This window comes from Mesorhizobium sp. LNJC405B00 (assembly GCF_000502615.1).
In the GTDB taxonomy this organism is placed as follows: Bacteria; Pseudomonadota; Alphaproteobacteria; order Rhizobiales; family Rhizobiaceae; genus Mesorhizobium.
Genome location: NZ_AYWC01000003.1, coordinates 254,103 through 280,411, shown reverse-complemented (window position 1 = coordinate 280,411; position 26,309 = coordinate 254,103). Strand labels below are relative to the sequence as shown.

At 63.2% G+C, this 26,309-nt stretch carries 24 protein-coding genes; 13 read left to right on the top strand and 11 right to left on the bottom strand.

Going from position 1 to position 26,309, the window contains the following annotated elements; all coding sequences use genetic code 11:
* Positions 1-82: 82 nt before the first annotated feature.
* The 7 genes from X756_RS157380 to X756_RS157410 form a co-directional block, all read right to left on the bottom strand.
* Entirely contained in the window at positions 83-682 is a 600-nt protein-coding gene (locus X756_RS157380; protein ID WP_023699864.1) for a VOC family protein, read from the bottom strand.
* Between the two features lie 77 nt (positions 683-759).
* Positions 760-1,590, bottom strand: coding sequence for an ATP-binding cassette domain-containing protein (locus X756_RS157385; RefSeq protein ID WP_023729158.1), 831 nt, complete (start codon positions 1,588-1,590; stop codon positions 760-762).
* A complete protein-coding gene (locus X756_RS157390) occupies positions 1,583-2,461 on the bottom strand; it encodes an ABC transporter ATP-binding protein (RefSeq protein ID WP_023729157.1) in 879 nt (292 codons plus the stop codon). The genes X756_RS157385 and X756_RS157390 overlap by 8 nt, the downstream gene beginning before the upstream one ends.
* Positions 2,458-3,306, bottom strand: coding sequence for an ABC transporter permease (locus tag X756_RS157395; RefSeq protein WP_023729156.1), 849 nt, complete (start codon positions 3,304-3,306; stop codon positions 2,458-2,460). The genes X756_RS157390 and X756_RS157395 overlap by 4 nt, the downstream gene beginning before the upstream one ends.
* A complete protein-coding gene (locus X756_RS157400; protein ID WP_023729155.1) occupies positions 3,299-4,306 on the bottom strand; it encodes an ABC transporter permease in 1,008 nt (335 codons plus the stop codon). Before X756_RS157400 ends, X756_RS157395 begins: the two co-directional genes overlap by 8 nt.
* A 188-nt stretch (positions 4,307-4,494) precedes the next feature.
* Positions 4,495-6,021, bottom strand: coding sequence for an ABC transporter substrate-binding protein (locus tag X756_RS157405; protein WP_023729154.1), 1,527 nt, complete (start codon positions 6,019-6,021; stop codon positions 4,495-4,497).
* Positions 6,022-6,131: 110 nt separating this feature from the next.
* The gene (locus X756_RS157410; protein ID WP_023729153.1) at positions 6,132-7,706 is read right to left on the bottom strand and encodes an NAD(P)/FAD-dependent oxidoreductase; all 1,575 of its coding nucleotides are present in this window, start codon (positions 7,704-7,706) and stop codon (positions 6,132-6,134) included.
* Positions 7,707-7,827: 121 nt separating this feature from the next.
* Between X756_RS157410 and X756_RS157415 the strand changes: the two genes are divergently transcribed.
* From X756_RS157415 to X756_RS157435, 5 genes are read left to right on the top strand one after another with little or no spacing between them, the layout of a single operon-like run.
* Entirely contained in the window at positions 7,828-8,619 is a 792-nt protein-coding gene (locus tag X756_RS157415; RefSeq protein ID WP_023729152.1) for a cyclase family protein, read from the top strand.
* A gap of 16 nt (positions 8,620-8,635) precedes the next feature.
* Positions 8,636-10,207, top strand: a complete 1,572-nt coding sequence (locus X756_RS157420; RefSeq protein WP_023729151.1) for an NAD(P)/FAD-dependent oxidoreductase — start codon at positions 8,636-8,638, stop codon at positions 10,205-10,207.
* Positions 10,207-10,689: a MarR family transcriptional regulator gene (locus X756_RS157425; protein WP_023729150.1), complete on the top strand. Its 483-nt coding sequence runs from the start codon at positions 10,207-10,209 to the stop codon at positions 10,687-10,689. Before X756_RS157420 ends, X756_RS157425 begins: the two co-directional genes overlap by 1 nt.
* A 44-nt stretch (positions 10,690-10,733) precedes the next feature.
* Entirely contained in the window at positions 10,734-12,884 is a 2,151-nt protein-coding gene (locus tag X756_RS157430) for an indolepyruvate ferredoxin oxidoreductase subunit alpha (protein ID WP_023729149.1), read from the top strand.
* Positions 12,877-14,469: an indolepyruvate oxidoreductase subunit beta family protein gene (locus tag X756_RS157435; protein ID WP_023729148.1), complete on the top strand. Its 1,593-nt coding sequence runs from the start codon at positions 12,877-12,879 to the stop codon at positions 14,467-14,469. Before X756_RS157430 ends, X756_RS157435 begins: the two co-directional genes overlap by 8 nt.
* 133 nt (positions 14,470-14,602) lie before the next feature.
* Here X756_RS157435 and X756_RS157440 read toward each other — a convergent pair whose 3' ends face one another.
* On the bottom strand, positions 14,603-15,499 hold the full coding sequence (locus X756_RS157440; protein WP_023729147.1) for a LysR family transcriptional regulator: 897 nt from the start codon (positions 15,497-15,499) through the stop codon (positions 14,603-14,605).
* A 228-nt stretch (positions 15,500-15,727) separates the two neighbouring features.
* Here X756_RS157440 and X756_RS157445 point away from each other — a divergent pair, with 228 nt between their 5' ends.
* From X756_RS157445 to X756_RS157460, 4 genes are all read left to right on the top strand, one after another.
* Positions 15,728-16,462 (top strand): SDR family oxidoreductase, encoded by a 735-nt coding sequence (locus tag X756_RS157445; protein WP_023729146.1) that lies wholly within the window; start codon positions 15,728-15,730, stop codon positions 16,460-16,462.
* A gap of 50 nt (positions 16,463-16,512) precedes the next feature.
* Positions 16,513-17,265, top strand: a complete 753-nt coding sequence (locus X756_RS157450) for a glucose 1-dehydrogenase (protein WP_023729145.1) — start codon at positions 16,513-16,515, stop codon at positions 17,263-17,265.
* Positions 17,266-17,297: 32 nt separating this feature from the next.
* On the top strand, positions 17,298-17,897 hold the full coding sequence (locus tag X756_RS157455) for an NADPH-dependent F420 reductase (protein WP_023729144.1): 600 nt from the start codon (positions 17,298-17,300) through the stop codon (positions 17,895-17,897).
* Positions 17,898-18,034: 137 nt separating this feature from the next.
* Positions 18,035-18,667: a class I SAM-dependent methyltransferase gene (locus X756_RS157460; protein ID WP_023729143.1), complete on the top strand. Its 633-nt coding sequence runs from the start codon at positions 18,035-18,037 to the stop codon at positions 18,665-18,667.
* A 270-nt stretch (positions 18,668-18,937) separates the two neighbouring features.
* Here the strand turns inward: X756_RS157460 and X756_RS157465 are convergent, their stop codons facing one another.
* A complete protein-coding gene (locus tag X756_RS157465) occupies positions 18,938-19,531 on the bottom strand; it encodes a DJ-1/PfpI family protein (protein WP_023729142.1) in 594 nt (197 codons plus the stop codon).
* Positions 19,532-19,691: 160 nt separating this feature from the next.
* A complete protein-coding gene (locus X756_RS157470) occupies positions 19,692-20,390 on the bottom strand; it encodes a GntR family transcriptional regulator (RefSeq protein WP_023729141.1) in 699 nt (232 codons plus the stop codon).
* 174 nt (positions 20,391-20,564) lie between these two features.
* Between X756_RS157470 and X756_RS157475 the strand changes: the two genes are divergently transcribed.
* The 3 genes from X756_RS157475 to X756_RS157485 all read left to right on the top strand — a co-directional run bounded on the left by X756_RS157475 (position 20,565) and on the right by X756_RS157485 (position 24,122).
* Complete coding sequence (locus X756_RS157475; protein ID WP_023729140.1) at positions 20,565-21,791, top strand: iron-containing alcohol dehydrogenase; 1,227 nt, start codon at positions 20,565-20,567, stop codon at positions 21,789-21,791.
* Between the two features lie 58 nt (positions 21,792-21,849).
* Positions 21,850-23,298, top strand: a complete 1,449-nt coding sequence (locus X756_RS157480) for an NAD-dependent succinate-semialdehyde dehydrogenase (RefSeq protein ID WP_245264467.1) — start codon at positions 21,850-21,852, stop codon at positions 23,296-23,298.
* Positions 23,299-23,408: 110 nt separating this feature from the next.
* Positions 23,409-24,122, top strand: coding sequence for an alpha/beta hydrolase (locus X756_RS157485; protein ID WP_245264459.1), 714 nt, complete (start codon positions 23,409-23,411; stop codon positions 24,120-24,122).
* Positions 24,123-24,446: 324 nt separating this feature from the next.
* On the opposite strand, the gene X756_RS157490 is transcribed toward X756_RS157485, so the two are convergent.
* On the bottom strand, positions 24,447-25,343 hold the full coding sequence (locus X756_RS157490; protein ID WP_023729137.1) for an NAD(P)/FAD-dependent oxidoreductase: 897 nt from the start codon (positions 25,341-25,343) through the stop codon (positions 24,447-24,449).
* Between the two features lie 129 nt (positions 25,344-25,472).
* Here X756_RS157490 and X756_RS157495 point away from each other — a divergent pair, with 129 nt between their 5' ends.
* The gene (locus X756_RS157495; RefSeq protein ID WP_023729136.1) at positions 25,473-26,102 is read left to right on the top strand and encodes a TetR/AcrR family transcriptional regulator; all 630 of its coding nucleotides are present in this window, start codon (positions 25,473-25,475) and stop codon (positions 26,100-26,102) included.
* Positions 26,103-26,309: the final 207 nt, after the last annotated feature.

Genomic DNA, 26,309 nt, shown 5'->3' with positions numbered 1-26,309 from the left:
CAAGCTTAAAGTTTCATGTTGGAACGATTGCTGGACACGGGTGGCGCGCCTGCGGGCTGGCCCCGCAAGCGCGCTCTGGAAATCACTTGTCCGGGTTCTTCGGGCTCCACAGCACAGTCTCGGCACCCTTCTCATAGGCCATCCCATCGGGATAGCTGATCGCCTCCAGTTGCAATCCCCATGGCGCCTGGAAATAGAGGATGGTCTGGCCGGCCGCCGGACCTTCCTTGACCGGCAGCGGACCCATCCGCGTCTTCACCCCCTTGCCGTCGAGATAGGCTTTCGCCGCGGCGACATCATCGACATACATGGCAATGTGGAAGCCGCCGATATCGCTGTTCTTCGGAGTCAAATCCTTCTGGTCAGGCGCGGTGTACTTGAACAGCTCGATGTTCGATCCATAACCGCAACGCACCATGGTGACCTGCTCGATGACAGCCTTCGGATCGACGCCCAGAAGATCCTGCATGAAGGTGCCCTTGTCATCGGCGAACGGACCGAACGACATCGCCTTCTTGCAGCCGACGACTTCGGTGAAGAAGTCGACTGCCTGCTTCATGTCGGGCACCGTGATGCCGGTGTGGTCGTGGCCGCGCATGCCGGGTATCGCATCGGCCGAAGCCGTTCCCATCGAGCAGAACAGGATCGCGGCAAGCATCGTGCCGCGGGCTGCGTAATTCATATTACCCTCCGTTCGCGGGCTGATTTTGCCCTCATGCACGTCCGAAGCCCGCTGTTCGGCGTGGTGGGTGAACAGTCCTATGCCGGCGCTTTCGTTGCTGGCCGCAACCAGTCCGCGTCGATCTCAGGCAGTGGGATGGCGGCAAGCAGGTCGCGCGTGTAGGTCTCCCTGGGATTGTCGAACAGCGCATCGGTGGCGCTCGCCTCGACGATCCTGCCCTCGCGCATGACGATCACTTGTCGGCACAGCCGCCGGATGACCGACAGGTCGTGGCTGATGAAGGCGACCGTCAGCCCCATCTCCGCGGCCAGTCTCTCCAAAAGGGTGAGGATCTGCGCCTGCGTCGATACGTCGAGGCCGGAGACGATCTCGTCGGCCAGCACGAATTTCGGCGAAAGCGCCAACGCGCGCGCAATTCCGACGCGCTGGCGCTGCCCGCCCGACAGTTCATGACGATAGCGACTAGCGAAGCTTTGCGGCAGGCCGACGCGATGCAATGCCTCGGCGACGCGTTCCCTAAGCCTGTCGCCAAGCCCATTCTGCTTGAGCGGCGCGGCAATGATGCCGGCGATGGTGCGACGCGGGTTGAGCGACGACATCGGGTCCTGGAAGATCATCTGCAGGTCGCGGCGCAGAGGTCGCAGCTCCGCATCCGGCAGATGGGCGATATCGCGGCCCTCGAAATGGATGCTGCCGACGCTCGGCTCCAGAAGTCTGACAAGCGTGCGGCCGAGCGTCGATTTTCCGGACCCGGATTCACCGACGATGCCGGTCACCGAACCTCTCGGCAAATCGAAGTCCAGGCCTCTCAAAATCTCGGCCAGCGGCGCGCGCCCGATCAGCGGCTTGCGGGTCATGTCAGGCAGCGCCACCTTCAGCCCGCGCACGGAAAACAGCGGCTCAACCATGCGGCCCTCTCCACGCCTGGTCGGAGGCGGCGATCTCCGCAGCGAGTCCTGCCAGCACCGTCTCATCCACCGGCCTCAGCGAGGCAAAGGGATCCGTGTAGCGCGGCGTAGCGGCCATCAATGCCCGCGTATAGGGATGCTCAGGCGCGGCGAAGAGAGCGGCTGTGTCAGCCTCTTCCACCACCTTGCCGGCGTAGAGCACAGACACTTGCTGGCTGATCTTTGCAACGACGCCGAGATCGTGGGTGACGAACAGGATCGCGGTGCCATGCTCGCGCTGCAGCTCGGCGATCAGTCGCAGGATCTGCTTTTGCACGGTAACGTCGAGCGCGGTTGTCGGCTCGTCGGCCACGATCAGCCGTGGCTCGGCGGCGAAGGCGGCGGCGATCAGCACGCGCTGGCGCATGCCGCCGGACAGCTCGTGCGGATAGCATTTCAGCACCCGGTCGGGATCGCGGATCTGCACCTCATCCAACAATTGCCGGATACGCTTGTCCGCCTTGTCACCGTTCCAGCCGAGAATGCGCACCAGCCGGTCAGTCATCTGCGGACCGATGCGGCGCGACGGGTTGAGCGCAGTCAACGGATCTTGCGGGATCAGCGCCGTGCGGGCGCCGATCAGCGTGCGCCTTGCCTTGGGCTGCAGCCTGCCGAGGTCTTCGCCTTCGAGCTGCATGGCGCCTTCGACGATGCGCACGCTTGACGGCAGCACACCGAGCACCGCCTTGCCGATCATCGTCTTGCCGGCGCCGCTCTCGCCGACAAGAGCACGCACCTCACCCCGCTGCACGGAAAGCGACACCGAGCGCAGCACTCGCTGGCCGTTCGGCAGCACGGCGCTCAGATTGGCAATATCCAGGCAAGCGCTCATCGCAGCACCGGATCGAAGCGTGTCTTCAGCGCCTCACCGAACTGGCTGAACGACAGCACGGTGAGGATCAGCGTGACAAGCGGAAACACCAGCACCCACCAGGCCTGATGGATCGACAGCCGGCCCTCGGCGATGATGCCGCCCCAGGTCGGATCGTCGGTCGAGATCGACAGATTGACGAAGGACAGGATGGCCTCGACGATGACGGCGATGCCCATCTCCAGCGACAGCAGTGCCACGATCGACGGCACGACATTGGGCAGCACCTCGCGCAGCATGATGCCGATGCGGCCATAGCCGGCGATGCGGGCGTTCTCGACATAGTCCATGCGCGACTGGCCCATCGCTTCGGCGCGGATCACCCGGCAAAAGCGCGTCCAGTCGATGATGGCGATGGCGAGGATGACGGAGCTGAGACCAGTGCCGAGCACCGCGACCAGCAGGATGGCGAACAGCACCGGAGGAAATGCCATCCAGACATCGACGATGCGTGAAATGATGCGGTCGGCCCAGCCGCCGAAATAGCCGGCGACCAATCCGAGCGTCGAGCCGACAAGGCAGGCGGCAATCGCCGCAGCGAAGGCGACGATGAAGGCGATTTGGCCGCCGAAGATAAGCCGCGACAAGAGGTCGCGGCCGAGGCTGTCGGTGCCCAGCCAATAGCCGGATTCCGCACCACTCATCCAGAATGGCGGCAGCCGTTCCAGCATCAGGTCTTGCGCCAGCGGGTCCTGCGGTGCGACCAGCGGCGCGAAGATCGCGGCCAGCAGCGCCAGCAGCAGCCAGCCGCCGGCCAGCCACAGCCTCGGGCCTAGTCCGCGCCGGGCGATGCGTGCCTCATCCATGGCGCAGCCTCGGATTGAGCAGCGCGTACATCATGTCGACGCCAAGATTGATCAGCACGAACAGCAGCGCGAACACCAGCACGATGCCTTGGATCAGCGGCAGGTCGCGGTTGATGACGGCATCGATCGCCATGTTACCGAGCCCTTCGTAGGAAAACAGCCGCTCGACGATGACCGTGCCGCCGACAAGGAAGGTGAACTGGACGCCCACGAGAGTCAGTGTCGGCAAGGCAGCGTTCTTCAGCGCCTCGCGCAGGATAACCTGCGTTTCCGAAAACCCCTTCACCCGGGCCAGCACGACATAGTCGAGGTCAAGCACTTCCTTCAGCGACTGTTTCAGCAACTGCGCGATGATTGCCGCCAGCGGCAATGCCAAGGCTACTGCCGGCATCAGCATGTGTTTCAGCAGATCCCAGGTCAGGTCGAAGTGCAGCCGAAGCAAGCTCTCGAAGAAATAGAACTGGGTGACGAAGGGCAGATCGAGCTGCGGCGACACGCGGCCGGAGATATCGAAGATCGGCACCAGCACGCCAAACAAAAGGATCAGCACGAGGCCCCACAGGAAATCGGGAATGGAAAGGGCGGCGCCGCTGGCGATATCGATGCCGGCTTCGACCGCCGTGCCGCGCTCGCGGGCTCCGAGGATCGCCGTCGTGCCGCCGAGCCCAACCGCCATGACGAGCGCTACGATGGCGAGTTCCAGCGTTGCCGGCAAACGATTGAAGACAAGGCTGAGCACATCTTGCCTGAGCGAAATCGAGGTGCCGAAATCGCCCCTGACAACACCGGACAGCCAGATGAAGAATTGCTGCACGATGGTCTTGTCGAGCCCGTAGAGTGCACGCAGCCGGTCGATGTCGGCATCCGTCGCACCGGGGGGCAGCATCATGGCGATCGGGTCGCCGGGCGCGACGCGGATCACGACAAAGACGACGACAGCCACGCCAAACAGCGTAATCAGCATCGTCAGCAGACGGATCAGGAATCGTTGCAGGAGCATTCTGGTGTTGGCCCAGTGCGTTTCTAACGAAGAGCCCCCTCATTCGTCCGCTTCGCGGCCACCTTCTCCCCGAGGGGAGAAGAGGTCACGGACAGCTGAGCTGGTCTCTTCTCCCCAGCGGGGAGAAGGTGGCCCGAAGGGCCGGATGAGGGGGCCGCTCAGCGAAGGGTGGCGCCCACAAGCCGATATCAGGCCGGGGTCATCAGCGCCGGCAGCAGCGCGCCGGACACATGTTGCACCACGTTGACGCCCTTGGCATGCACGATCGGTTGCGCATACTGAATCAGCGGCAGCACATAGGCCTGCTCGGCGATATAGTTGTCGACAGCCTTCCAGCCGGCGATGCGCTTGGCCTCGTCCTTCTCGCCCCAGAGCGGATTGATCATGCCGATCAGGTCCTGGCTGTCCCACACCGAGTGCGGGCTCGGCCCATACATGGCAAAACCGGTCGACGTCGTCGGATCGCCGATGGCATTGCCCCAATTGTAGAAGGCGGCCGGCGCCAGCTTGTCGGCGGCGCGCAGTTCATAGTGCTTGGCGATCTCGTAGACCTCGATCGTCGCCTCGATGCCGACCTTACGCCACATGCCGACGATCGCCTGGATCATCTCATAATCCTTGGGCTTGAAGCCCTTGGTCGTCTGGATGGTGAACTTGACCGGTTTTTCCGGCGAATAGCCGGAAGCCGCGAGCAGCTCCTTGGCCTTTTCCGGATTGTGCTCGACCTTGATCGAGGCGTCGAAGGCCGTGTACTCCGGGGTCTCCAGCGTAGCGATCGGTTGGCCATAGCCGCGCAGCAGCCGCTTGACCAGAAGGTCCTTGTCCACAGCCATGACGGCGGCCTGGCGGACGTTCTTGTCCAGCATCGCTTCGATGTCGTTGAAGAAGATCATGCCGATGTCGGAAACGGGCTTGCACGAGCCGGCAAGCCCGTCGTTGGCGATCAGCCGGTCATACTCTTCATAGGGGACCTCCAGCGTCACCTGCGAGGAACCGGATTCGATTTCGGCAACGCGGCTCGCCGCGTCGGTGACGAACTTGATCGTCACATTCTCGAAGGCCGGCTTGTCGCCCCAATAGTGCGTGTTGGCCTTCAGTCGGAGGAAAGCATTTCGCTCGAATTTTTCCACCATGTACGGGCCGGTGCCGATCGGCGCCTTCTCGAACCCTTCGGCGCCGACCTTCTCGTAATAGGCCTTCGGCAGGATGTAGCCGGTCAGGAACGACATCCATTTGAAGTAGACCGGATCGAACTGCACGACGTCGCCGGTGATCTTGTTGCCGTCGATCTTGAAATTGTTGACGTTCTTCCAGACGAACTGGATCGGATTGCCGGTCTTTTCGTCGCCCGCCCGCTGCAGTGACCAGACCACGTCCTCGGGCGTGAAGGGCGAGCCGTCATGCCAGGTCACGCCTTCGCGCACCGTCATCGTCACCTTGGTGCGATCCTCGTTCCAGCCCCATTCGGTGAGCAGGCCAGGCGCAAAGGACAGGTCCGGCTTTTGCGGAATGAACTGGTCGAACACCGACTGGTAGAGGCCCTGGATCGTCGGGTTGACGGCCGAGGGTCCGGTGGTCGGATCCCAGGACGGCAGGTTGACGTTATAGGCGATGGTCAGTTCGCCCGCTGCCTTGGCGATCTGCGGCAGGCCGATTGCGGCCGCACCAAGTGCCGCGGCACTGTATCCCAGCAATTCGCGTCTGTTGATTGTCATGGTCGTTCCCCTTGTTGTTTGTTGTCTTTGCGCGGCACTACCAGTTCATAGCTTCAGGCTTCGTGGGCAGCAGCGCCTTGCCTCTCGTCGCCCTCCTGAAATCTTCCGAGCTACCTCCCGCCAAGCTGTTGCGCGAGCATGTAGCCCGAGGCCGCGCCGCTGCCGGCGCCCGGCCATGTCGCGGCGCCCGTGAGGTGCAGATTGGCGACCGGCGTGTTCCAGCCGGCATAGCCGCGCGCCGGGCGAAACAAGAAGTTCTGCGCCAGATGATGGCTGCCGCAGACCTGGTCGCCACCGACGAGATTGGGGTTCTCACGCTCGAGGTCGATTGGCGAGAACACTGCACGGCCGAGGATTTTCGCGTGCAGTCCGTGTGCGTAGATCTCGATGGTGTCGAGCACGCGTTCGGCATAGACGTCCTTGACCTGATCCCAATGCGCGGGCGCGATCTTGCCGGCCGCATCGCCCAGGATTTCGGCGGGCAGCATGCGCACCTGCACCCACAGCACATGCTTGCCCTGCGGCGCGCGTGACGGATCGACCGCTGTCGGCTGGCCGACGACCAGCACCGGTTCGTCCGGCAGCATGCCCGCCATCGCCTGCTGATAGGTGCGCGACATCGCGTCGAGCGAGGGCGACAGATGCACATAGGCGAACTGCCGCAGCTCGGCCCCGGCGCGCCAGTCCGGCAGGTCGTCGAGCGCCAGATGGATCATCATCGTGCCCGGCGCGTGCCGAAATTTCTGCATCGCCACATCGAAGCCGGCGTCGCCGGAACCGTTGGGCAGCAACTTGCCGGTCAGCGCCTGTGGCGCCACACCGGCAATCACTGCCTTGGTCGCCGTATGCGTCTCACCCGAAGCCAGCCGCACCCCAGATGCCTTGCCCCCGGCAACGGTGATCTCGGCCACTTCCGCCCCGGTGACGATCTTGCCGCCAGCGGATGTCACCATGCCCGACAGCGCCCGGATGATGGTGTCGGCGCCGCCCTTGCCCAGCACCATGCCAAAGCTCTGGTTGGCCATCGATTCCAGGTAGGGGAACACGGCGCCGCCGGCGATGTCGGGTGCGAAGTCGAGATGCATGCCCCAGGTGGCGAGCGTTGCCCGCACATGCGCGGACTCGAAATTTTCCTCCAGCCAGGCGCGCGGCGATGACAGCAAAAGCCGACCGGTATCGAGCGCGCCTGACATGCCCTTCTTGCGCCACAGGTTCCAGGCGGTGCCGGCAAGCGCCCGCGCACTCATCGGCGAGCCCAGCAGCCGGAACAGATGCTCGGCCTCGCCTGGGAAGGCGGCAACGAGCTTGCGCCATGTCGCGGCATCGGCGGCAGAGAAAGCGGCCATCCGCGTGGCAGTCTTTTCCAGGTCATTGCTGACGCCAAACCAGCGTCCGTCCGGAAAGGCGCTGGCGAAACAGTCGGCGACCGGCGCGAACGCCAAACCCTGCGCTTTCAATTCATTTGCATATTTCCGGTGGAAGGCGGAGCCGGCAAACAGGCTCAGATTCATCGCGCCGAAATCGTGGCGGAAGCCTGGAAGGGTGAATTCACGAGTCTGGACGGCGCCGCCGATTGCTGCACTGCGCTCGAAGATCCCTGTTTTCCAGCCTTTGAGTGCCAGATGCGCAGCGCATGCCAGACTGTTGTGGCCCGCCCCGACAAAGATGGCGTCGAACTCGCTCACGCCCCGTTCCCATTTTCCTTTATGCTTAAAGATAATTGCAGATGCATATGTTTTCGTCTAGTAGGATATTAAGGGCCGAGACGAGCCTTGATCATCATCACGAAAGAGGGAACTTCAGACCATGGACACCCAAAAACTCCTCGGCGAAGTCGCCGGCCAGCTGCTTTCAGGCGCCATCAAGGTGGTCGACCTCTCAGCGCAACTCGGACCCGACACGCCTCTTATCAAGCTGCCGCCGGAGCTTGCCGTCGACACGCCAAAGGTCGAGATCCATAACATCTCCCGTTATGACAAGAACGGCCCGTGGTGGGCATGGAACTGGCTGAAGCTTGGGGAGCATTCGGGCACGCATTTCGATGCGCCGCAGCATTGGATCAGCGGCAAGGATTATCCGGATGGCGCCACCGACACCATTCCGGCGCAGAACTTCGTCGGCCCGGTCAATGTCATCGACTGCTCGAAGGAAGCCGCCGCCGATCACGATTTCCTGCTCACCGTCGACCACATCAAGGCGTGGGAAGCCAAGCATGGCGCCATCAACGCCGGGGAGTGGGTGGTCATGCGCACCGACTGGTACAAACGCAATGGCTCGGAAGCCGAATTCCTCAACGCCAACGAAACCGGCCCACATACGCCAGGTCCGACGGCCGAAGCCATCCAGTTCCTGATCAGCAAGGATATCAAGGGCTGGGGCTCCGAGACCATCGGTACCGATGCCGGCAAGGCCGGCGGCATGGAGCCGCCATTTCCCGCGCACACGCTGATGCACAAGGCCAACCGCTATGGCCTCGCCAGCCTCTGCAACCTCGACCAGCTGCCTCCGAAGGGCGCCATCCTGATCGCCGCACCGCTCAAGATCGAACATGGCACCGGCAGCCCGATCCGCGCGCTGGCGCTTGTATCCAACGGTTAGGTGAGAGCACGCCACGGTGAGCCAGCCGGATCACATCATCGTTGGCAGCGGCATCAACGCGCTGGTCTGCGCGGCGATGCTCGGCGGCAAGGGCGCGAAGGTGCTCATCCTCGAACGCAACGACCGCATCGGCGGTTGCATGCGTACCGAGGAGATCACCGCACCCGGCTTCATCCATGACGTGATGGCAACCACCTTCGTGCTGTTCATCACCTCGCCGGCCTTTGCGGCATTGGGCGGCGACCTCGCGCGGCATGGGTTGGAGTTCTGCCACACCGGCACGCCAACCGGCGTGCTGCGGCCGGACGGCAGCCATGCAGTGCTCACCACCAACCGCGCCGCCAATGTCGCGGCAATCAATGCGATTGCCGCCGACGATGGCGACCGGCACGCGGACGATGTCAGCGGCATCGAGCGCAATGCCGGCCTATTGTTCGGCCTGCTCGGCGGCAGCCTGTGGTCCTATCCGACGGCGAAACTGCTGGCCGGCGATGCCTGGCGGCGCAGCCCACGCGGCCTTGCCGCCTTTCTCGGCGAAGCACTGGTGCCGGCGCGCAGCTGGCTGGAAAGCACCTATCGGTCCGAGACAATCCGCGCGCTGTGGGCGCCCTGGGTGCTGCACGCCGGGCTTGGACCGGAAGACGCCTTCTCAGGGCAGATCGCCAAGGTCATTGCCTTCGCGCTGGAAGCGGCCGGGGCGCCGATCGTCAAGGGTGGGGCGAAGACCCTGCTCACTGCCTTCGAAGCCCTGATACGGGAACGCGGCGGCGACATTCGCACCGGCGCCGATGTCGCCTCGATCGTCCAGAGCGGTGGCCGCGCGACCGGCGTGCGGCTGGCGTCGGGCGAAACGATCACTGCCAACAAGAGCGTCATCTGTTCGGTCACGCCGACGCAGCTTTACGGCCGGCTGGTCGGCAGCGAAGCTCCCGAAGCCGATGTCGAGGCGACACAGAAATACCGCTACGGCAAAGGCAATTTCCAGATCCACTATGCGCTGAACAAGCCGCCGGCATGGCGCGGCGAAGGCCTCGACAAAGTCGCGCTGCTGCACCTGACGCCGGGGCTCGACGGCGTCTCGAAAGCCTGCAACGAAGCGGCGCGCGGCATGCTGCCGGACGTGCCGACCATCTGTGTCGGCCAGCCGCATGCGCTCGACCCATCGCGCTGCCCGCCTGGCAAAGCAATACTGTGGCTGCAATTGCCCGAAGCGCCACGTCACATCAAGGGCGATGCTGCCAGCACGCTGCAGGCGCCCGCCGACGGACAATGGACCGAGGCGTTGCGCGAAGCCTATGCGGATCGTGCCGAAGCCATCCTGGCCAGCCATATCGATGGCTTCAAGGATAGCGTCATTGCGCGCCGCGCCTATTCGCCGGCCGATCTCGAAGCGATGAACATCAACCTGGTTGGCGGCGACCCCTATGGCGGCTCGTCGACTATCGACCAGTCGTTCCTGTGGCGGCCGTTCAAGACCAGCCGCAACCATCAGACCGGCATCAAGAACCTCTACCATATCGGCGCCTCGACCCATCCAGGCGCGGGCCTCGGTGGCGGTTCCGGCTTTCTCCTGGCGGGGAGGCTGTGATGGAGCAGAAGGTTCTGGAAAAGCGCCAGCGCATCTCGACCCTCGGCCAGATCGGTCTGCAGCAATTCGCGCCCTATCTGATGAACCGCATCATGGGGCGCTACAACGCCACCTTGCGCGACGATTTCCGCAAGCAGGGCCTGACTATTCCGCAGGTCCGCACGCTGGCCGTGCTGTCGGTCACCGACGGCGTCACCGTCAACGACCTCTCGGTCTATACCGTCATAGAGCAGTCGACCTTGAGCCGCACGCTCGACACGCTGGAGGGACAAGGCTTTGTGCGACGCGAGCAAGGCGTCACCGACAGCCGCATCCGCCATGTCTTCCTCACCGATGAGGGCCGCGCCGAGTTCACCCGCGCCTGGCCGGCTATGCATGACGCCTTCGAGGCAATGTTCGACGATATTGACGATGCCGAATATGCAGCACTGATCACGACGCTCTTGAAGATGCTCAAGAACATTCGCAAGCACGAAATCTAGACGTACGCGCTGCCAAGTTTCGGCGGCAACGGAAGGTTGGAAAAATGGCCGAACGGTCTTTTGCCAAGGAAGTCGAAAAGCTCCGGCTCGGCGCCGGCGAGGAGTTTGCCGGCGAGGGCATTCTCGCCATCACCAAGGCGCTGCTGCAATGCGGCGTCGGCTATGTCGGCGGCTACCAGGGCGCGCCGATCAGCCATCTGATGGATGTGCTGGCCGACGCGCAGGACATTCTGGGCGAACTCGGCGTGCATTTCGAGGCGAGCGCCTCGGAAGCCACCGCCACCGCCATGCTCGCTGCCTCGGTGCATTACCCCATCCGTGGCGCGGCGACCTTCAAGTCGACGGTCGGCACCAATGTCGCGTCCGATGCACTCGCCAACCTTGCCTCCGGCGGCGTCACCGGCGGCGCGCTGATCATCGTCGGCGAGGATTATGGCGAGGGTTCCTCGATCATGCAGGAGCGCAGCCATGCCTTTGCCATGAAAAGCCAGGTCTGGCTGCTCGACCCGCGCCCGAACCTGCCGTCGATCGTCAAGGCGGTGGAGGATGGTTTCGAGCTGTCCGAAGCGTCCAATACGCCGGTGATGCTGCAGGTGCGCATCCGCTGCTGCCATGTGCATGGCCATTTCATCGCCAAGGACAACAAGCGCCCGCCGATGACGGTGGCCGATGCGCTCGACGCGCCGCGCCGCGACACCGGCCGCATCGTGCTGCCACCCGCCTCCTTCCTGCACGAGAAGGAGAAGGTGCAAAAACGCTGGCCGGCGGCGGTCGATTTCATCGCGAGGAACAAGATCAACGAGTTCTTCGGTTCGGACGGCTCGGTCGGCATCGTCATGCAGGGCGGCATGTACAATTCGGTCATCCGCGCGCTACAGCGTCTCGGCCTCGCCGACACCTATGGCGAGACGGATGTGCCGCTCTACGTGCTCAACGCCGTCTATCCCCTGATCGACGACGAGTTCCTCACCTTCTGCGAAGGCAAGCAGGCGTTGCTCGTCGTCGAGGAAGGCCAGCCCAACTACATCGAGCAAGCCTTTGCCGCCATGCTGCACAAGGCTGGGCGCGGCACCAGGCTGGTCGGCAAGGAATATCTGCCGATGGCCGGCGAGTACACCGGCCAGGTCATGCTCGACGGCATCGGCGCATTCCTGCGCGCCGAGGCCTCGCATCTCTTGCCGGGCGAGGTGCGCGCGCCCAACAAGGTCGGCGACGGCGTCGACACCGCCGACCTGATCAATGTCGTGCCGGGCCGTCCGCCGGGCTTCTGCATCGGTTGCCCGGAGCGGCCGATCTTTGCCGCGACAAAGCTGGTCGAGCAGGAACTCGGCAAGCACCACATCGCCTCCGACATCGGCTGTCATCTGTTCTCGATCATGCCGCCTTTCGAGCTTGGCGCCACCACCATGGGCTACGGGCTCGGGCCGGCCTCGGCTTCGGCCTTCAATTCGCCCGACGCCAAACGGAGGTCGATCTCCTTCGTCGGCGATGGCGGCTTCTGGCACAACGGCCTGACCTCCTCGATCGGCAACGCGGTGTTCAACAAGAACGACGGCGTCATCGTCATCGTCGACAACTTTTACTCCGCCGCGACAGGCGGGCAGGACATATTGTCGTCGCGCGCGGGCAACAAGACCAAGTCGACAAAACATCCGATCACCGAGGCGGTGAAGGGCATGGGCGTCAAATGGCTGCGCCATGTCGACCGCACCTATGACATCACCAAGATGCAGGACACGTTACGTGAGGCGCTGACGACGGACGAAAAGGGTCCCAAGGTCATCGTTGCCTCGTCTGAATGCATGCTCAATCGCCAGCGCCGCGAAAAGCCGCTGGTCGACAAGGCGATCAAGGGTGGGACTCGCGTCGTCAAGCCGAAGTTCGGCGTCGATGAGGATATCTGCACCGGCGACCATGCCTGTATGCGGCTGTCCGGCTGCCCGTCGCTGTCGGTAAAGTCGCTCGACGATCCGTTGCGCGACGATCCGGTGGCATCGATCGACCAGAGCTGCGTCGGCTGCGGTAATTGCGGTGAAGTGGCGGATGCAGCGGTGCTGTGCCCTTCCTTCTACCGCGCCGATGTCGTGCACAATCCCCGCCGCTGGGATCGTTTTCTGGAAGGCACGCGCCGCGCCGTGATCGGCCTGCTGCAGCGGCGCCGTGAAAGCCGCAGGTTGACGTTCGCCGATGCTTGACCAGGCTTCGCCCTTGCGCCCGAAATCCGATGCCGCCGATACCGAGCCGGTGATCAAACTCGCTTTGCTCGCGGTCGGCGGCCAGGGCGGCGGCGTGCTCGCCGACTGGATCACCGATGTCGCCGAGCGCAATTCCTATGTCGCGCAATCGACCTCGGTCGCCGGCGTCGCCCAGCGCACCGGCGCTACGATCTATTACGTCGAGATGGCCCGCGACACCGGCCGGCTGCCGGTCTTTGCCCTTTCGCCTTCGCAAGGCGATGTCGACATATTGATCGCCGCCGAGCTGATGGAAGCCGGCCGCGCCATCATCAGGGGCTTCGTCACGCCCGATCGCACCACGCTGATCACCTCCTCGCACCGTATCGCCGCGGTGTCGGAAAAGATCGAGCCGGGTGACGGCCGGGCCTCGTCTTCCAAGGTACGCGCGACGGCGGAAGCTGCATCGAAACGCTTCATCGCCTTCGACATGGAAAAGATCGCCGCCGACAATGGCTCAATGATCTCGGCCAGTCTGCTTGGCGCGCTGGCCGGCTCCGACGCATTGCCGTTCACGCGTGAAAGCTATGAGCAAGCGATCGGCGCCGGCGGCCGGGGCGCGAAAGCCAGCCTCGCTGCCTTCGCCGTCGCCTACGACCGCGCGCGCGGTACGACGGCCCCCGCGCCACAGCCGGCAGAACCGGCCACGGTCGACCCCGCTCCGGGTGCAGGGCGCGTGAGCGGTCCGCAGAACCTGCTGCAGGGTTGGCAGGCGCTGGCCGCCCGCATCGACCTGATGCCCGCGGCGGTGCGCGACATGGCGCTCCGGGGCCTGAGAAAGGTTGTCGACTACCAGGACATCTCCTATGGCGGCGAGTATCTCGACCGGCTCGACCAGGCGGTCGCGCTGGATAGCGCTGAACATGCCCATGCATTGTCCATCGCTGCCGCCAAGCATCTGGCCAACGCGCTGTGCTACGACGACATGATCCGCGTCGCCGATCTCAAGACACGTTCGACGCGTGACCGGCGGGTGCGCAAGGAGGTGGGCGTCAAGGACGGCTCGATCCTGCAAGTGACCGAATATTTCCATCCGCGCATCGAGGAGTTCTGCGGCACCTTGCCGGCGGGGTTTGGCAGCTACATCGAGAACCGGCCGAAACTTGCCGGCTTTCTCGACCGGCGCATTAATCGCGGCCGGCGCATCCGAACCGACAGCTTTGCCGGCTTTGCGGTCCTCTGGTTGATTGGCGGCTTGCGCCGCTGGCGGCGGCGCCTGTTGCGCCACAAGGTCGAGACGGCGCATCTGGAGCGCTGGTATGCGCTGGCGCTCAGCCACGCGCCTCAGGACTACGCGCTCGCCGTCGAAATCTTGAACTGCCGCCGGCTGATCAAGGGCTACAGCGACACCCACCTCCGCGCCCAGTCCAAATTCGATCGCGTGCTGTCGGCGCTCGATCTGGTCAAGGGCCGCGATGACGCTGCCGACTGGATCAGGCGGTTGCGCGAAGCTGCGCTGAAAGACGAGAAAGGCGACATGCTCGATGGCGCGCTGAAGACGGTGGCATCGTTGTCTGATCATGGTGTGGGAAGAGGTCGAACTTAGGCTGGTACCTCTGCGCTACTCCCGCCGTTTCCCTACTCCCACTGGATTCGCGGATTGAACACGCCGCTTCAGGCGATCGCAGCTCGGCTTCCACCCGGATTGCGGGAAGCGTTGGCGGCGGACCTGCCGGGCGTCAGTCGCGCGATATGGACAGCCCCGAGAGAAGCGGAGCGTACGCGGCGAGCCTGCGGGATACGAACTCCGTGAAGAGCCGCACCCGCTTCGTCTTGCGTGTCTCGCCTTGCGTGAGAAGCCACAGTGTCCCATGCATGGGCACGTCGATCCCCGGCACCCTCACCAGCAGGGGGTCGGCATCTCCAACGAAGCACGGCAGTTTCGTTATCCCAATCCCTTGGTGCGCCGCGATGATCTGCGTCTCGGCGTCAGGTGTCCTGAACGGTACTCCCGTGACTTGAACTTCTCCCTCGCGCGCCCAGTCCGGAATTCCATGATTGTCTATGCCTATCCACCGGATGGGATCAGGCGTGCCCGCACGCCACGCGGCTAGTCGATCGCGAGACATGTAGACGCCGCTGAACAGCTCCGGTCCCTTCAGGCCGTGAAGATTGAGCGGCAGGGTCTTGCGGTCGGCGACAATGCGGATCGCGACGTCGGCCTCTCGGTTGGTCAGATTTGCCAGCTCACCGGACGACAAGATTTCCATCTCGATGTCGCGATGCAGACGCGCGAAGTCGGCGAGATCCGGCATGAGCAGGTGTGTGGCGAGGAACGGTGGAAGCGTCACCCGCAAAAGTCCGCGCGCGCTCTGGTCACGACCGAAGACGCGAGTCTCCAGCTGGTGCGACGACGCTTCCATCTGGGTCGCGAGATCGAGGACCTCTTCGCCCGCAGCCGTCAGGCGGTAGCCGGAAGGCAGCTTTTCGAACACCTGCGCCCCGAGGCGTTCCTCGAGCTGAGCGATGCGTCGCAGCACGGTCGAGTGGTTCACACCGAGGCGCGCGGCGGCGGCACGTACCGAGCCTCCGCGCGCGGCGGCAAGAAAGTAGCGAACGTCATCCCAGTCGATCATGGTGCATTCCCGCGCAGCGCAGTGCGGCTTGCAAAGCCCATACTAACACGATCAGCCGTAGTTCGTGCGGTCATCGTGGCCTTCAATCATCTAGCTGGATCGTTTTCGCACCAGCGATGTGCGCGATTGTGCACTCACCGCCCGACTTCGGCGAACCCATCTTGAGGCTCTCGCGGGGCTTTCCCGTGCAGCCAAAGACACGAGACGGCGAAACGAAGGATGCATGGCATGAACAGACTGAATGGAAAGACCGCTGTGATAACCGGCGGCGCTACGGGCATCGGCCGCGCCGCAGCCAAGCGCTTTATCGAGGAGGGCGCCTTCGTCTTCATCTTTGGCCGCCGGCAGGAAGCGCTCGACGCAGCCGTGGCCGACCTTGGGCCTGGTGCCCGCGCCGTTAAGGGCTCGGTCTCGGATGAGGCCGACCTCGACCGACTCTACGCTGCGGTGAAGGCCGAGCGCGGAAGCCTCGATATCGTCTTCGCCAATGCCGGGGCGGGAAGCCCGCTTCCGCTCGGCCAGATCACCGCCAGGCACATTGACGAAACCTTCGACACCAATGTGAAGGGTACGATCTTTACGGTCCAGAAGGCGCTGCCGCTGATGAGCCAGGGCGGTTCGATCATCCTGACCGGGTCGAGCGCCGGCACCACGGGCGCTCCGGGGTTCACTGCCTATAGCGCGAGCAAGGCGGCAGTGCGCAACCTGGCGCGGACCTGGGCGGAAGACCTGAAGGGCGCCGGCATCCGCGTAAACGTGCTGTCGCCCGGAGCGACGGCGACCGAACTCGCGAAGGAGGCGTTAGGCGAGGAAGGCCAGAAGGCCTACGGCGCGATGACCCCGCTCCAGCGCATGGCCGATCCGGCGGAGATCGGCGCCGCGGCCGCCTTCCTCGCGTCGCCGGACAGCAGCTTCATGACCGCCAGCGAGGTCGCCGTCGACGGCGGCCTGGCTCAACTCTGACCCCCAGCGCGGTCCGTACCTGGCCCGTGCGCAACGAAAGACAAAGAATTATGAAAAAACTCGAAGGCAAGATCGCAGTCATCACGGGCGGAAGCAGCGGGATCGGATTGGCCACAGCCAAGCGCTTCGTAGAAGAAGGAGCGCACGTCGTGATTACCGGGCGAAGAGAGAAGGAGCTGAAGGAGGCCGCAGCCTTCATCATGAAAAATGTTACGACAGTCGTGGGTGACGTGTCGCTCCTGGAAGATCTGGATCGCCTCTATGCCGTCGTGAAGGAGAAACATGGTCATATCGACATTCTCTTCGCCAACGCCGGCGCGGGGACGATCGCACCGCTCGCGGTCGCTACCGAGGCACATTTTGATCAGACCTTCGATGTGAACGTGAAGGGTCTGTTCTTTACGGTGCAGAAGGCCCTTCCCCTGTTCAAAGACGGCGGTTCGATCATCCTGAATTCTTCAGTGTCGAACGTGTTGGGGCTTCCAGGGTTTAGTACCTACGCCGCGAGCAAGGCGGCTGTACGCAACTTCGCGCGCGCTTGGACACTGGAATTCAAAGACCGCAAAATCCGCGTCAATGCAATGAGTCCGGGACCAATCGCAACGCCGGCCTTGGAGACAACGACTGGCCTTACCCCTGAGCAAGCCGAGCAAGCGGCCGCCCAGTTTGTGTCACAGATCCCAATGGGTCGCAGGGGCAAACCAGAGGAAATCGCGGCTGCCGTCACGTTCCTCGCCTCCGATGAAAGTTCTTTCGTCACCGGCGTGGATCTCGCCGTCGACGGAGGCATGGCGCAAGTCTGACCCCGGCATTAGCACCAGATCGGAGAAGTACTATGAACTATGCAATCGTAGGATTCGGCAATATCGGACAGGCCCTTGCCAAGGCGTTTGCCCGAAACGGCATCGAAGTTTCCGTTGCAACCACACGCGACCCGGAAAGCTTTGCCGCCGATGCGGCCGCGATCGGACCCACGATCATCCCCAAAAAACTGGCGGAAGCCATCAAGGCGGACATCATCTTTTTGGCTGTCCGCTTCGAGGCACACCCGAATGTCGCGAAGGCGCTCCCCACCTGGCAGGGGAAGACGATCATCGATGTGACCAATGCCTATGGCGTGCCCCCGGAGGAACTGGGAGGACAACCTTCTTCCAAGTTCATCGCGCAGGCCTTCTCTGGCGCAAAACTGGTTAAGGGCTTCAACCATTTGGTCGCCCCGGTGCTTGATCAGGATCCGGCCGTACATGGTGGCCGGAGGGTCGTGTTCTTGGCAAGCGACGATGACGCTGCCGCAACACAGATTGGGGAGCTTGCGGAAAATCTCGGTTTCGCGCCGATCAAGCTTGACGGGGTGTCGGAAGGTGGCCTGCTGGTCCAGGCGCGCGGAAACAGCTGGGGTCATCTGATCTTTGAGGACCTAGTCAAGTTCGACTGACGAGCACGACGTCCCCACCCGCAAAGAGACGACGCACGCGATCGGAGCTCGGATCGGATCAAGCCCGATCCGATCCGAGCAAAATGGAGAAATCACTATGAGCACCGAGAAGAATATCCACTCCTAAGGAGATTTCGATGTACGACCAATCCAAGGTATCCGATTTAATCCGGTTCGCACGAATCGAGGTGGGCTCCACCGTGATCGACGTTTACCCTGGCGACGGAGACTGGACGCGCCTCTTCTCCGACATCGTCGGATCAGAGGGGCGGGTCTACAGCTTCGTGCCGGCCGAAGTCGCCCACTTCAAGAACGATCCGGTTGGCCTCATGCGAACGCTCGCGAAGGAGCCGAGCCGAGAGAACGTCGAAGCCACCTCGGCGGATCTCGTCGCGATGCCGGAGATTACGCAGCCAGCCGATGTCATGTGGTTGCACCTGTTCTACCACGATCTTCACACCGCCTTGATCCAGAAGAAGGGTGCGACGGCGGCCGACTTCAATCGAGCTGTCTACAAGCGGCTGAAACCCGGTGGGTCCTACGTTATCGTCGACCACGCCGCCGCCACTGGGTCGGGCACGAGCGACACCCGGTCGCTGCATCGGATCGACCCTGCATTCGTCCGCGAGGAGGTGGAGGCGGCCGGCTTCGTACTGGACGCGGAAAGCACCGTGCTCGCGAACAAGGATGACCCGCACTCGATCAAGGTGTTCGATCCCGCGATCAAGGGCGAGACCGATCGCTTCGCGTTTCGGTTCGTGAAGCCCTGACAGCTCCCGGGCGCCGACTTCATGTCAACCTCCCATTGAGTCCATCAACTCGGGTTCGCACCCGTCAAGCTGGGAAAGCTCAACGAGGATGGCGCGCTGGTGCACGCACGCGATGCGGCAGCGCCTTAAAGGCGTCCGAGGTGATGATGGCACAAGGTTCTGGAGCACACCTGCCGCAGGTTCCTGATCTGAACTTGATGAAATGACGGAAGTCGCCGCGCCGTTGAGGGAGCCGGCGCATCCCCTCAGGGATGCGCCGGGACAAACGGTTCAAGAATGGTGGATTTCGGTTCCCAGCACCTTCAGGCATTCACGGATGAACGCCGCAAGCGCGGTCCAGCCTTTGGCTGAAACCATGGTCCCATCGACATAGGCGTCGGTGGGAGACAAATCGATATAAGTGCCGCCGGCAAGCGTCACCTCCGGCTCGCAAGCGGCGAGCGCCGCCACCTTCTTGCCGCGCACGACGCCGTCCACCGCGATCAGAATCTGGACGCCATGGCAGATCGTGAAGATCGGCTTTTTCGCCTCGTGGAAATGGCGCACCATCGCTTGTATCCGCTTGTCGGTGCGGATGTATTCGGGGCCACGACCGCCGGCGCAATAGACAGCGTCGTACTGGCTCAGCTGCCTCTCGGCGTCGGCGAAGGTCTTGTTGATCAGCGCATTGTGGCCGGGCTTTTCGGTGTAGGTCTGATCGCCCTCGAAATCGTGCAGCGACGTCTTGATGATGTCTCCGGCGCTTTTGTCGGGGCACACGACATGAACGGTGTGTCCCACCGCTTCCATCGCCTGCTGATAGACGAAGATTTCATACTCCTCGGTGAAATCACCGGTCAGCATCAGGATTTTTTTGGCTGGCATGTCTTTTCCTCTCGGCTTGTTTCAGGGGCGAGGTGCACTGCGCGCCTCCTTCCCGGTATCGAAATCGGCTCAGAACGGGGAGTAGAATTCGTAGGCGGCAGGCTGGGCGAACAGCGGCGCGCCGCGCTTGAGGGTGCCTCGGGCAAGCAGCATCGCCAGGCTACTCGAACGCAGGCAGGAGCCTGTCCCGCGAATTTTCGATGTGCGCACGCATGGCTTTTTCGGCGGCGTCCGGATCGCCCGCGGCAAAGGCAGCGAGAATAGCCTCGTGCTCGTCGAGCGCCTCTTCGGTCACCCTGGAGTGATACATCAGCCGGAAGATATGGAAGTGGGTATGCTGGTGATTCAGTGTCTCGCGAATGAGTTCGTTTTGGGCGAACTCGACGATCTTGTCGTGGAAGATCGCATCCTGACGGGCGAAGTTCGAATAGCGCAGGCGTTCGTCTTTCCCCACCCGTCGGGCCATGACGCCGGCCGCCTCCTGCAGCGCGGCAAGGCGCTCGCCGTCCATTGTTGCGGTGGCTTTGGCCGCGGCGGCAGGTTCAAGCAATAGACGCAGCTCGTAAAGCTCGTCGAAGCGCCGGCGGGTGATTTGTGGGGCGGCGCGATAGCCGATCAGGTGGGTTTTCAGAACCAGCCCTTCCCCCTCCAGCCTGCCAAGCGCTTCACGAATGGGGGTATGTGAGACGTTGAATTCCTTGACGAGATTGTCGACGGTGATGCGCGATCCCGGAGCAATCCTCAAGGACATGAGCTGCGCGAAGATTGCTTCGTAAACGTCGCCGGCCAGACTGTTGGCGCGCTGGATACGACCCCTGGCACGGGCTTCATTGTCAACCGTCAGGTCCGTGTTCTGCATCGTTTGCCTCTTGACAGAACCACCCACTAACACGATGCTCCGCGAAACTCAATCCTATATCCTATACGATTTTATTAGAGGGCATCGCATGATCATGACCTGCAGCGCCGAGGTCGGCCTCTGGCACGAAGCCAAGCCTGTCGGCTTCCAACCCGTCTTCGCAGGATCTTGTGCATGAGCTTGTTTGCAGCGGCGCGCCTGCCGAGCGAGATTCTGTTCGGCAAAGGCCAGCGCCATGTCCTGCCTGCCATCGCCGCCAAATATGGGCGCCGCGCGTTCGTCTGTACCGATGAGCGCTTCGCGGCGACGTCGCAGTTCGCCGAGATTCGCGCTGGCTTGCACAACGCGGCGATCGAGACGTTGGTCTTCGACCGAACGCTGCCGGATGTGCCGCGCGACAGCGTCGCCGCCTGCATTGCGCAAGCGAAAGATTTCAAGCCGGACATGGTGATCGGCATCGGCGGCGGCAGCTGCCTCGATATGGCCAAATGCGCTGCACTTCTGCTCAGCCACGGCGGCAAGCTCGAGGACTACTATGGCGAGTTCAAGGTACCCGGCCCTACCCTTCCGGTGATCGCAGTGCCGACGACGGCTGGAACAGGCTCCGAGGTGACCCCCGTCGCCGTGATCTCCGACCCGGATCGGACGCTGAAAGTGGGTATCGCCAGTCCGCATCTCATCGCAGCAGTGGCGCTTTGCGATCCGGATCTGACGGTGACCTGTCCACCATCCTTGACGGCGATCGCCGGCGCCGACGCGCTGACGCACGCAATCGAGGCCTTCACAGCGGCCAAACGCGGCGCCGACCCTCATTTGCCGCAACAGCACGTGTTCATCGGCAAGAGCGCTCTGACCGATCATTTCGCGCTTTTGGCCATCAGGCTGCTCGGCCGCAGTCTGGAAAAGGCATATCGCGACGGATCGGACGAGGATGCGCGCGCCGACGTGATGATGGGAGCGCTGGCCGCCGGTTGCGCTTTCGGCACGGCGGGAACGGCCGCCGCCCATGCGGTGCAGTATCCCGTCGGTGCGCTTACCCACACCCCGCATGGTCTGGGGGTCGCCACCATGCTGCCCTATGTGATGGCCTACAACCTGGCCGCAGCAGCCGCGGAGATTGCGGAAGTCGGCACTGCTCTTGGCCTTTCCCTTCAGGGCGGCGGCGCCGATGCCTTGGCGCACGCCACCATCCGGGAGGTGAGCCGGCTGTTTGGCGCCATCGGCATCACGCCGACATTGGCCGAACTGGGTCTTCCCGAAGACAAGATCGACTGGACGGCCGAGCAGGCGCTCGGCATCGACCGATTGATCAAGAACAATCCGCGTCCGTTCGACCGCGCCGCGATGCGACGGCTGGTCAGGGCTGCCTATGACGGCGACATGTCCGCCACCATGATGTGATCGACCAGGAGTTCATCCAATGAACATTGCCGCAGGCATATCCGACGAGGATCAAGATATGTTCGACTACGCCACGGTCTCGCGCAGTCTCTACATTGGCGGACGCTGGCGGCCCTCATCGGAGGGCCGCGTGATCGAAGTGGTCGATCCCTCGACTGAAGCCGTGATCGCTGCGGTTCCCGATGCAACGCTCACTGATGCCGCCGCCGCCGTCGACGCTGCCGCGAAGGCGGCGGCCGGCTGGCGCGAGACCCCGCCACGCAGGCGATCGGAAATCCTGCGGCGCTGCTTCGAACTGATGACCGAACGGATGGAGACGTTGGCTGCGCTGATCTCGCTGGAGAACGGCAAGGCGCTGCGCGATGCGCGGGGTGAAGTCGCCTATGCCGCGGAGTTTTTCCGCTGGAACGCCGAGGAGGCGGTCCGCATCAGCGGCGAGTTCGGCCTTGCACCCTCGGGCGCGAACCGGATCATTGTCGACTACCAGCCCATCGGCATTTGCGTGCTCATCACGCCATGGAATTTCCCAGCCGCCATGGCGACACGTAAAATCGCTCCGGCGCTGGCGGCCGGCTGTACGGTGATCCTGAAGCCCGCCAGCGAGACACCGCTGACGGCCTATGCGCTTGCGGCGCTCTACGAGGAAGCCGGCGTGCCGCCCGGCGTCGTCAACGTCCTGACGACCTCGACCCCCGGGCCGGTGACGGCGGCCATGCTCGCCGATCCACGCGTGCGAAAGCTGTCCTTCACCGGCTCGACCGGCGTCGGCCGCGTGCTGCTGGCCGAAGCCGCGAAACACGTCATCTCCTGCTCCATGGAGCTTGGCGGCAACGCACCCTTCATCGTCTTCGACGACGCCGACCTGGAAGCCGCCCTCGACGGCGCGATGGTTGCCAAGATGCGCAACGCCGGCGAAGCCTGCACGGCCGCCAACCGGCTTTACGTCCAGGCCGGCATCCATGATGCTTTCGCGGAAGGCTTGAGCAAACGCATGGCGGCACTCACCGTGGGCCCGGGCACAGACTCAGACACAGAATGCGGGCCGATGATCACCAGGAAGGCTGTGCACAAGATCGACCGGCTTGTGCAGGACGCCGTTGCCCGCGGCGCCAAAATCCTGTGTGGTGGCGGCGTATCTGAAGGCAGAGGCTTTTTCTATCCGCCAACGGTGCTCAAGGACGTGCCGGCCGACGTTGCCATGGCTCACGAGGAGATCTTCGGTCCCGTGGCGCCGATCAGTCGCTTCGAAAGCGAGGCGGATGTCATCTCCAAAGCCAATGACACCGAATACGGTCTCGCTGCCTACATCTATACGCGCGACCTGGGCCGGGGGATGCGCGTGGCATCGAAGATCGAGTCCGGCATGATCGCGCTCAACCGCGGCCTGATGTCGGATCCGGCGGCGCCTTTCGGCGGTGTCAAGCAGAGCGGGCTGGGCCGCGAAGGCGGTCAGAAGCACGGCGTTGCCGAGTTCATGGAGGCCAAGTACATCGCCGTGACCCTGTGAGCGGACATCACGCCAAAGATCCGTTTCGCATTCGCGATCATGTGGTCGAGTTCGATGACATCGTCGCCGAGATCGTTCGCAGAAGCGAGGAGACCAGGGCGAACGTTCCCGTGGTCGCCGATGTCGCCTACGGGGCTGACGCCACCGAAACCATGGATCTGTTCTTTCCCGAGGGCAAACGGGACCGCCTGCCGGTGCACATGTTCATCCACGGGGGCTATTGGCGCATGTTCTCCAAGCGCGACTATTCCTACGTCGCCGAGACCGTTACGAACGCAGGTGCGATCGCGGTCATTGTCGACTACGCGCTGATGCCGACCGTCAGGATGGCCAGGATCGTCGACCAGGTGCGCCGCGCCAAGCGATGGGTATTTGACAATGTCGCACACCATGGCGGCAATCCCGGCCTGCTGACCGTTAGCGGTCATTCCGCCGGTGCGCATCTGGCAACAATGCTTTTCGACGGTGACGAGCGGCCTTCCGGCATCAAAGCTGCGCTGCTGCTTGGCGGCCTTTACGACCTGAAGCCATTGCAGATGTCGTTCCTTGCCGCGGAGATCGCGATCACCGACGAGGAGGCCGGCCGATTCTCGCCGATCGACCACAGTTTCGATCCATCCGTGGGCGTAGATATCTCGGTCGGCGCCGATGAAACGCCGCCGTTCCACAGCCAGGCCGCACTCTTCACGGACCACCTTGACACACAGGGACTGACTGTTTCGCGCACCACCCTTGGTGGGGCCAATCACATGAGCAGCGTCCGTGACCTTGGCTTGGCTGGTACCGAGGCCGCGTCACTGCTGGCCCGCGTCGTGGCCGCCTGAGACTTCCGCCAGAAGCGCTGCTGGGCGCGACCGTTCTTCAAAGTAGCGTCGCAGCATCGAGGTGCCGACAGCGGTGGCAAATCTTCCGCCACCGGTCGCCATACCGTAAGCCCGCCGGCGATGTCGACGTCGACGTGGTTCATGCTTTCCAGCGTGATTGAGCTTGATAACCGATGTCGGCGATCGCCGTCATGCAGGCAGCCCAGTTGAGTTCTCAAAGCCAACCGGCCAAAGATGCCCCTCAGGGGAGAGCGGGCCGGCGTTCCGTAACCTCGCCTTCAGAATATGATAGCCTGCGGCAACCGGAGAAGGGAATCTGCGCTCTCAAACCAGCATCGACTGCTGGGCGGAGATCCCAGCCGTCGCGCCGTGCGATATTGCCAGGGTGACCGATGGCGGCGTGAGGGGGTTGGCGAGGTCGCCCGCGGCGTAGATGCCGGGCATGCTGGTTTCGCGGCGCTCGTCGACCTTGAGGATTACGCCGAGGGGCGTATCGACCGTGGCGAGGCCCAGTGATTCGTGCAGGCTTGCGGACGGCTTGTTGCGCGGATGCGCGAACAGGATGTCGACCGCGACCTTGGGGCCGGTATCGAGCTTGACGGTGGCGTTATGCCCCCCGTGATGGGCGATCTCGCTGATCCGGCCGTCGACGACAGGTATGTTGCGGCGCGCCAGACCGGCCCGGATATCGGGCGGAATGTCGTGACCATCAGCGAAGACCGTCAACCTGTCGGTCCAATCGTGGAACAGCCTGACCTGATTCATCGACTGTGGGCCGGACCAGACGAGGCCCCAATGCTGGCCGGCGACTTCAAAGCCGTCGCAATAGGGGCAGGGCACGATGGACGTGCCCCAACCTTCGGCAAAGCCCGGAACATCAGGCATCTGGTCGGCGACGCCATAGCTCAGGATCAGCCGGCGCGCGCCGAGGCTTCCGCCATCGCCAGTGAGGACGGAGAAATCGTCGATGGCCCCGGAGAGGCTGTCGGCCCGGGCATTGACCAGCCTGATCGTGGGATAGCGCGCCAGCTGCCGCCGCGCCTCGGCCAGGATCTCCAGCGGTGGCTTGTGATCGTGGCCGAGCAGGCCATGCGAGTGGCCGGCGAAGCGGTTGCGTGGCAAGCCGGTATCGAGAACGGTGACCTTGCGGCGAGCACGGCCGAGTTGCAGGGCACCGGCGAGACCGGCAAAGCTGCCGCCGATGATGATGACGTCATCCATAATGGGCTCCGTGTTGTGGATGAGGGGCTGGTTGGACCTGGTTGAAACCTACCCATCGGCTTGCGCATTTCAGAAACTACATGGTATCGTAATCCAAGAATTAGGATACTGTCAAGGACTGGAATTGTCGTGACCGAAAATAGCCAGGGCCGGCGCGGCCGGCCCGCCAACGAGGCGCTTGGCCAAACGATACTCGACGCTGCGTCCGAACTCTTTGTGGAATTGGGTTTTCAAGCGACCACATTGGACAAGGTCGCCCAGCGGGCGAAGATATCCAAACTCAGCATCTATCGGCACTTCGAGAACAAGGAGGCGCTGTTCAGCGCGGCCATCGCGTCCGGCTGCCATCAGTTGCTTGCACCACAGGCCCTTCTTGAAGGCGTCGGCGGTTCGGTCGAGGATCAGCTCATGGCGGTGGGATCATCCCTACTTCGCACGCTGTTGAGATCAGATGTCCGCAGTGTCGAAGCCATGGTCATGGCCGACCAGACGAATCCAAAGTCGTTAAGCAAGCTCCATTACGAAGCCGGCCCCGCCAATGTCATCGCCCAAATCGAGGCCCTGTTGCGTCAGTTGCACGCGAAGGCGGTTCTGAACGTGCCCGATCCTCTCCGGTCCGCCCGCTTGTTTGCCGCGCTTTTCAAAGGATCCGATCTCCTGATTATCGCACGCTTCGATGACGCGAGAGCAGCGGACGACAACGAAATCGAATCCTATTGCCGGTCGGCCGTCGCCATGTTCATCGCTGCGCACGGCTAGCAGTCCGCCCTGCCCGCTAATCATTGTATTTCTGCGAAATACTCCGCTAGAGCCGCCGTCGCGATGGCGCCCATCCACCTCATGTCGATCGCGTCGGTCGGGCTGCGCGCCCGCCGGTGAGCGGCATCTCCTACCTGCTCCGGTCACAGCGCTGCTTCGGCCGACCCTGTGCGGGCGAGGAAGAGAATGCCGGTTACGGACGCCAGA

What these genes read in the sequence shown, in the direction of transcription:
- X756_RS157380 (WP_023699864.1), bottom strand. Translation starts at nt 682, where the DNA reads ATGAATTACGCAGCCCGCGGCACGATGCTTGCCGCGATCCTGTTCTGC.
- X756_RS157385 (WP_023729158.1), bottom strand. Translation starts at nt 1,590, where the DNA reads ATGGTTGAGCCGCTGTTTTCCGTGCGCGGGCTGAAGGTGGCGCTGCCT.
- X756_RS157390 (WP_023729157.1), bottom strand. Translation starts at nt 2,461, where the DNA reads ATGAGCGCTTGCCTGGATATTGCCAATCTGAGCGCCGTGCTGCCGAAC.
- X756_RS157395 (WP_023729156.1), bottom strand. Translation starts at nt 3,306, where the DNA reads ATGGATGAGGCACGCATCGCCCGGCGCGGACTAGGCCCGAGGCTGTGG.
- X756_RS157400 (WP_023729155.1), bottom strand. Translation starts at nt 4,306, where the DNA reads ATGCTCCTGCAACGATTCCTGATCCGTCTGCTGACGATGCTGATTACG.
- X756_RS157405 (WP_023729154.1), bottom strand. Translation starts at nt 6,021, where the DNA reads ATGACAATCAACAGACGCGAATTGCTGGGATACAGTGCCGCGGCACTT.
- X756_RS157415 (WP_023729152.1), top strand. Translation starts at nt 7,828, where the DNA reads ATGGACACCCAAAAACTCCTCGGCGAAGTCGCCGGCCAGCTGCTTTCA.
- X756_RS157425 (WP_023729150.1), top strand. Translation starts at nt 10,207, where the DNA reads ATGGAGCAGAAGGTTCTGGAAAAGCGCCAGCGCATCTCGACCCTCGGC.
- X756_RS157430 (WP_023729149.1), top strand. Translation starts at nt 10,734, where the DNA reads ATGGCCGAACGGTCTTTTGCCAAGGAAGTCGAAAAGCTCCGGCTCGGC.
- X756_RS157435 (WP_023729148.1), top strand. Translation starts at nt 12,877, where the DNA reads ATGCTTGACCAGGCTTCGCCCTTGCGCCCGAAATCCGATGCCGCCGAT.
- X756_RS157440 (WP_023729147.1), bottom strand. Translation starts at nt 15,499, where the DNA reads ATGATCGACTGGGATGACGTTCGCTACTTTCTTGCCGCCGCGCGCGGA.
- X756_RS157445 (WP_023729146.1), top strand. Translation starts at nt 15,728, where the DNA reads ATGAACAGACTGAATGGAAAGACCGCTGTGATAACCGGCGGCGCTACG.
- X756_RS157450 (WP_023729145.1), top strand. Translation starts at nt 16,513, where the DNA reads ATGAAAAAACTCGAAGGCAAGATCGCAGTCATCACGGGCGGAAGCAGC.
- X756_RS157455 (WP_023729144.1), top strand. Translation starts at nt 17,298, where the DNA reads ATGAACTATGCAATCGTAGGATTCGGCAATATCGGACAGGCCCTTGCC.
- X756_RS157460 (WP_023729143.1), top strand. Translation starts at nt 18,035, where the DNA reads ATGTACGACCAATCCAAGGTATCCGATTTAATCCGGTTCGCACGAATC.
- X756_RS157465 (WP_023729142.1), bottom strand. Translation starts at nt 19,531, where the DNA reads ATGCCAGCCAAAAAAATCCTGATGCTGACCGGTGATTTCACCGAGGAG.
- X756_RS157470 (WP_023729141.1), bottom strand. Translation starts at nt 20,390, where the DNA reads ATGCAGAACACGGACCTGACGGTTGACAATGAAGCCCGTGCCAGGGGT.
- X756_RS157475 (WP_023729140.1), top strand. Translation starts at nt 20,565, where the DNA reads ATGAGCTTGTTTGCAGCGGCGCGCCTGCCGAGCGAGATTCTGTTCGGC.
- X756_RS157480 (WP_245264467.1), top strand. Translation starts at nt 21,850, where the DNA reads ATGTTCGACTACGCCACGGTCTCGCGCAGTCTCTACATTGGCGGACGC.
- X756_RS157490 (WP_023729137.1), bottom strand. Translation starts at nt 25,343, where the DNA reads ATGGATGACGTCATCATCATCGGCGGCAGCTTTGCCGGTCTCGCCGGT.